The sequence below is a fragment of the Geodermatophilus sp. SYSU D01106 genome (genome assembly GCF_054049995.1).
In genome coordinates this window covers 1-5,444 of sequence record NZ_JBJGYM010000046.1, presented here as the reverse complement: position 1 = coordinate 5,444, position 5,444 = coordinate 1, and the positions used below count along the sequence as shown (strand labels likewise).

Here is a 5,444-nt window from a genome sequence, read left to right as displayed (position 1 = left end):
CGCCCCCCCCCCCCCCCCCGCCGCCGCCCGCCCGGCGGCCGCGGCCCGCCCCCCCCGCCCCGCCCCCCCCCCCCCCCCCCCCCCCCCCCCCCCCCCCCCCCCCCGCCCCCCCCCCCCCCCCCCCCCCCCCGGGAGGCGCTCAGGCCGCCGGGACGATGAGCCCGGCGGTGGCGGTGCGTGCCCGGGTGAAGCGGTCGGTGACGTCGGCCCAGTTGACGACGTTCCACCAGGCCTTCACGTAGTCGGCCTTCACGTTCTGGTACTGCAGGTAGAAGGCGTGCTCCCACATGTCGAGCAGCAGCAGCGGCACCAGGCCGACGGCGAGGTTGCCCTGGTGGTCGTAGAGCTGGCAGATGACCAGCTTCTGGCCCACCGAGTCCCACGCGAGGATCGACCAGCCCGAGCCCTGCACGCCGTTGGCGACGGCGGTGAAGTGCGCCTGGAAGCCGTCGAAGGAGCCGAAGTGCTCGTCGATCGCGGCGGCCAGCTCGCCGTCGGGGCGGTCGCCGCCGTCGGGGCTCATGTTCGGCCAGAACACCGAGTGGTTGACGTGCCCGGCGAGGTTGAACGCCAGGTTCTTCTCGTGCAGGTTCGCCGTGCCCAGCCCGTCGTTCTCCCGCGCCTCGGCGAGCTTCTCCAGCGCGGTGTTCGCACCGGTCACGTAGGTCTGGTGGTGCTTGTCGTGGTGCAGCTCCATGATCCGGCCGGAGATGTGCGGCTCGAGGGCGGCGTAGTCGTAGGGCAGGTCGGGGAGCGAGTACTCGGGCACGGGGTTCCCTCCGTCGGGCTGGGCGGACGCCCGTGCTCCTGCCCGGCGGCGCTGACACGCGCGGGCCGATCCGTGGCCCCCACGGGCCAGGAAGCGGCGGTTCTAGCGCTGATGGCCCGTGACGCTCCGGGCGCGGGCGACCAGGGCGTCGATGCGGCGGGCGTGCGCGCCGCGCCAGTAGACGCGCCCGCAGCCCGGGCAGCGGGTGAAGTCGGTGGCGGTGCGCCGGGTCCCGGGCTCGAGCTCGCCGGCCACCTCCGCCGCGGCCACCGGCACCGGGACGCCGTTGCAGGCCGGGCAGCGGGTGAGCGGCGCCAGCGGCGGGCGGAACCGGTCGAGGACGTCGTCGAGCTGCGCGTCCGGGCCGCCGCCGCGCACCCACGCCCCGGCGGGCAGCGCGCGGCGCATGAGCAGGCCGCGGTCCTGGGTGAGCAGCACCCGGTCCTCGGCGACGGCGGCCGCCACCAGCTCGGCGTCGTCGGCGTCCGGGGCGCGGGCCTCCGGCGACCAGGCGGTGTCGAGGCCCAGCAGCCGCATCCGGCGGGCCAGCGCGCCCAGGCCGACGTCGCACAGGAAGCCGCCGGCGGGGACCGGCTGCGGCCGGGGACGGGCCCGGACGACGACGACCGCGCCCGGCCGGGCGCCCGGCCCGACCGGGACGCCGTCGGCGAGCAGCTCGCCCACCTCCGTCAGCGGCACCCCGGCGGCCTGGACCAGGTGGCCGACGGTCGCGTCGTGGTCGGCGGCGAGCACCCGCCGGCCGGCCGCGCGGTCCCGGGCCGGCAGCAGCGGGCGCAGGGCGTCGTCGACGACGACGGCGACGGGGCGCGGGTCCACGGGCGCCTCCTACCCGCCGATGCGGGTCGCGGCCGTCCCGGATGGGCATGACCGGGGCGACCGCACCGCCTCGATCCCCGGGAGTCCCCGTGACCGTCCCCACCGACCGGCCCCTCGCCCTCGTCACCGGCGCTTCCAGCGGCATCGGCCTGGAGCTGGCCAAGCAGTTCGCCGAGCACGGCTTCGACCTGGTGGTGGCCGCCGAGGACGACGAGCTCGACGCCGCGGCCGAGACGCTGCGCGGGATGGGCGCGCACGTCTCCCCGGTGCGCGGCGACCTGACCAGCTACGACGACCGGGAGCTGCTCGTGGCCGCCGTCCGCGGCTCCGGCCGCCCGCTGGCCGCCGCGGCGCTGAACGCCGGCGTCGGGGTGGGCGGCGCCTTCGCCGAGACCGACCTCGAGGCGGAGCTCGGCATGGTGGCGCTCAACTGCGGCTCGACGGTGCACCTGGCCAAGCGCGTCGTCGAGGACATGAGGGCGCGCGACGAGGGCCGGATCCTGTTCACCTCGTCGGTGGCCTCCCAGGCGCCGCAGCCGTTCCAGGCCGTCTACGGGGCGACCAAGGCGTTCGTGCAGTCCCTGGCCCTGGCGCTGCGCGAGGAGCTGTCCGGCACCGGGGTCAGCGTCACCGCGTTGCTGCCCGGCCCCACCGACACCGAGTTCTTCGACCGCGGCGACCTCACCGACACCAAGCTCGGCGCCAGCGACGCCAAGGACGACCCGGCGTTGGTGGCCCGCCAGGGCTACGAGGGCCTGATGGAGGGCGAGGCGTCGGTGTTCGCCGGCTCCCTCACCAGCAAGGCGATGGGCCGCATGTCGGCGCTGACCCCGGACACGGTGGCCGCCAAGACCATGAAGCCGATGTCGGCCCCGGGGTCCGCCGAGAGCTGAGCACCCCGGCACGATCGGAGGCGTGCGCGCCCCCGACGAGCTGCCCGCCGGCCCGCTGCTGCTGCGCCCGTGGCGGGCCGGCGACCTCGACGCCGTCTGGTCGGCGATGCAGGACCCGGCGCTGCGCGCGTGGAGCGCCACGCCGCTCGACGGCAGCCGGGAGACGGCGGAGGAGTGGCTCGCCCGCCGCCTCGACGTCGGCGACCGCCCGTTCGTCCCCTGGGCGGTCGCCGACGCGGCGGACGGCGGCCTGCTCGGCTCGGTCGCGCTGCACTCGGTCGACCTCGAGCAGGGCGACGCCGAGGTCGGCTACTGGACGGTGCCCGCCGCGCGGGGCCGCGGGCTGGCGGCCCGCGCCGTCGACGCCGCCGTCCGGTGGGGCTTCGCGGCGCTGCCGGTCGACCGGGTCGAGCTGGTGCACGCCGTGGACAACCCGGCGTCGGGCCGGGTGGCGGCGAAGGCCGGCTTCACGCTGGAGGGCCGGCTGCGCCGCTCGTTCCGCTACGCCGACGGCGTCAAGCACGACGAGCTGCTGTGGGCCCGCCTCGCCGACGACGACGCGCCCGACCTCAGCACCCGCAGCTGACCGCCCGCGGTGCGGTGAGCGGGTCGACGTCGGGCCGGGTGAGGCCGTCCGCCGTCGCCACCGGCAGCCCCTCGCGGGCCCAGTACTCGAACCCGCCGATCATCTCCCGCACCCGGTAGCCGAGTCCCGCCAGCACGAGCGCGGCGCGGGTGGCGCCGTTGCAGCCCGGGCCCCAGCAGTAGGTGACGACCGGGACGGACCGGTCCAGCTCGGTCTCCGCGCGGTCGGCGAGCTCGCGGCCGGGCAGGTGCACCGCGCCGGGCACGCGGCCCTGGTCCCACGACTCCCGGCTGCGGCTGTCCAGCAGCACGAACCCGGGGTCGCCGGTCTCGAGGGCGGCGTGCACGTCGGAGACGTCGGTCTCCACGGCGAGCCGGCGGGCGAAGTGGGCGGCGGTCTCGGCGGGGTCGGTGCTCCAGTCCATGCGGCGATCCTGCGGGCGGGCGCCCGTCCCGACGAGGCCCCGGACGGCCAGCAACCGCATGAAAAGGGCCGTTGTCACGCTCTTCGCCCTTGACGGGCGGACGCCTGACATCTGAGATGTCAGTTGTGACCGCTCCGCTCGCCCCCGTCGGCCGGGTGCTGCTGCGCGACCAGGCGCTGACCCGCCTCCGCGCCGCGATCGTCACCGGCGAGCTCGCGCCCGGTGCCGTCGTCAAGGACGCCGAGCTGGCCGGCCGCCTCGGCCTCTCGGTGGCGCCGGTGCGCGCCGCGCTGGCCAAGCTGGTCGACGAGGGGCTGGTCGAGGCCAAGCCGCAGAGCCACACCCGGGTCACCCCGCTGCGCCCCCGGCAGGTGCGCGACGCCGCCGCCGTCGTCCGGGTGATGCACGAGCTCGCCGCCCGGGAGGCGGCCGGCCGGGTGACCGGGGACGACGTCGCCGCGATGCGCGCGGCCAACGCGCGGTTCGCCGCGGCCGTGGACGCCGGCGACCTCGACGCGGCGCTCGCCGCCGACGACGAGCTGCACGGCGTGCTGCTCGCGCGGGCGGGCAACGGCGCGCTGACCGCGACCGTCGAGCGGCTCACCCCCGCGATCCGCCGGCTGGAGCGGGCCCGGTTCGCCGCGGCGCACGGGCGGGGGTCCGTCGGGCTGCACGAGCGCCTGATCGCCGCCTGCGCGGCCGGGGACGTCGACGCCGCCGTCGCCACGACCACCGAGATCTGGACGGCGCTGCTGTCCGAACTGGAGGAGACCCATGACCACTGACCACGCCCCTCCCGCCGCCCCCAGGGCGACGACCCTCGCCGACTTCCCGCGGCACCCGCTGCTCTTCGGCCCCTCGCCGGTGCACCGCCTCGACCGGCTCACCGCCTCCCTCGGCGGCGCCGCCGTCTGGGCCAAGCGCGAGGACTGCAACTCCGGCATCGCCTACGGCGGCAACAAGACCCGCAAGCTCGAGTACCTGGTCGCGGACGCCCTCGCGCAGGGCTGCGACACGCTCGTCTCCATCGGCGGCGTGCAGAGCAACCACACCCGCCAGGTGGCCGCCGTCGCCGCGCACGTCGGGCTGTCGTGCGTGCTGGTGCAGGAGAGCTGGGTCGACTGGCCCGACGCCGTCTACGACAAGGTCGGCAACATCCTGATCAGCCGGCTCGCCGGCGCCGACGTGCGGCTGGTCAAGGCCGGCTTCGGCATCGGGTTCAAGGAGAGCTGGGAGTCCGCGCTCGCCGAGATCGAGGCCCGCGGCGGCACGCCGTACGCCATCCCGGCCGGCGCCAGCGACCACCCGCTCGGCGGGCACGGGTTCGCGAACTGGGCGCTGGAGGTGGCGCAGCAGGAGGCCGAGCTCGGCGTCTTCTTCGACACCGTCGTCGTCTGCTCGGTCACCGGGTCCACCCAGGCGGGGATGGTCGCCGGGTTCGCGCTGCTGGAGGAGCAGGGCGGCCGGCCGCGGCGGGTGCTCGGGATCGACGCCTCCGCCAAGCCCACCGAGACCCGCGACCAGGTGCTGCGCATCGCGCAGAGGACCGCGCGCGCGATCGGCGTGCGGCGCGAGCTGACCCCGGACGACGTCGAGCTCGACGAGCGCTACCACGGCGGCGTCTACGGCATCCCCGACGAGGCGACCATCCGCGCCATGGAGACCGCCGCCCGCACCGAGGGCATGGTCACCGACCCGGTCTACGAGGGGAAGTCGATGGCCGCGACGATCGACCTCGTGCAGCGGCGCGAGATCGACCCGTCGTCGACCGTGCTCTACGCCCACCTCGGCGGCCAGCCCGCCCTGAACGGCTACAGCGCGCTGTTCTCCTGAGCTGGCGGGGGGGGGGGGGGGGGGGGGGGGGGGGGGGGGGGGGGGGGGGGGGGGGGGGGGGGGGGGGGGGGGGGGGGGGGGGGGGGGGGGGGGGGGGGGGGG

At 77.0% G+C, this 5,444-nt stretch carries 7 protein-coding genes; 4 read left to right on the top strand and 3 right to left on the bottom strand.

The features are described from left to right. Positions 1–139 precede the first annotated feature (139 nt). Both ACI78R_RS23290 and ACI78R_RS23285 read right to left on the bottom strand, forming a co-directional pair. Entirely contained in the window at positions 140–769 is a 630-nt protein-coding gene (locus ACI78R_RS23290; RefSeq protein WP_073422254.1) for a superoxide dismutase, read from the bottom strand. 102 nt (positions 770–871) lie between these two features. Beyond that, positions 872–1,606 carry a Mut7-C RNAse domain-containing protein gene (locus ACI78R_RS23285; protein ID WP_457042464.1) on the bottom strand — a complete coding sequence of 245 codons (735 nt, stop codon included), beginning with the start codon at positions 1,604–1,606 and terminating at the stop codon, positions 872–874. 89 nt (positions 1,607–1,695) lie between these two features. Between ACI78R_RS23285 and ACI78R_RS23280 the strand changes: the two genes are divergently transcribed. Continuing rightward, entirely contained in the window at positions 1,696–2,499 is an 804-nt protein-coding gene (locus ACI78R_RS23280) for an SDR family NAD(P)-dependent oxidoreductase (RefSeq protein ID WP_457042463.1), read from the top strand. Between the two features lie 22 nt (positions 2,500–2,521). Next, the gene (locus ACI78R_RS23275; RefSeq protein WP_457042462.1) at positions 2,522–3,085 is read left to right on the top strand and encodes a GNAT family N-acetyltransferase; all 564 of its coding nucleotides are present in this window, start codon (positions 2,522–2,524) and stop codon (positions 3,083–3,085) included. On the opposite strand, the gene ACI78R_RS23270 is transcribed toward ACI78R_RS23275, so the two are convergent. Next, entirely contained in the window at positions 3,069–3,509 is a 441-nt protein-coding gene (locus ACI78R_RS23270; RefSeq protein ID WP_457042461.1) for a rhodanese-like domain-containing protein, read from the bottom strand. The two genes, ACI78R_RS23275 and ACI78R_RS23270, sit on opposite strands and share 17 nt — an antisense overlap. A 125-nt stretch (positions 3,510–3,634) precedes the next feature. Here ACI78R_RS23270 and ACI78R_RS23265 point away from each other — a divergent pair, with 125 nt between their 5' ends. Continuing rightward, positions 3,635–4,294, top strand: a complete 660-nt coding sequence (locus tag ACI78R_RS23265; RefSeq protein WP_457042460.1) for a GntR family transcriptional regulator — start codon at positions 3,635–3,637, stop codon at positions 4,292–4,294. Further along, on the top strand, positions 4,284–5,342 hold the full coding sequence (locus ACI78R_RS23260; protein WP_457042459.1) for a 1-aminocyclopropane-1-carboxylate deaminase: 1,059 nt from the start codon (positions 4,284–4,286) through the stop codon (positions 5,340–5,342). Before ACI78R_RS23265 ends, ACI78R_RS23260 begins: the two co-directional genes overlap by 11 nt. Positions 5,343–5,444: the final 102 nt, after the last annotated feature.

Bases quoted from the DNA above. Each gene is read 5' to 3' on its own strand.
- ACI78R_RS23270 (WP_457042461.1), bottom strand. From the start codon at position 3,509: ATGGACTGGAGCACCGACCCCGCCGAGACCGCCGCCCACTTCGCCCGC.
- ACI78R_RS23260 (WP_457042459.1), top strand. From the start codon at position 4,284: ATGACCACTGACCACGCCCCTCCCGCCGCCCCCAGGGCGACGACCCTC.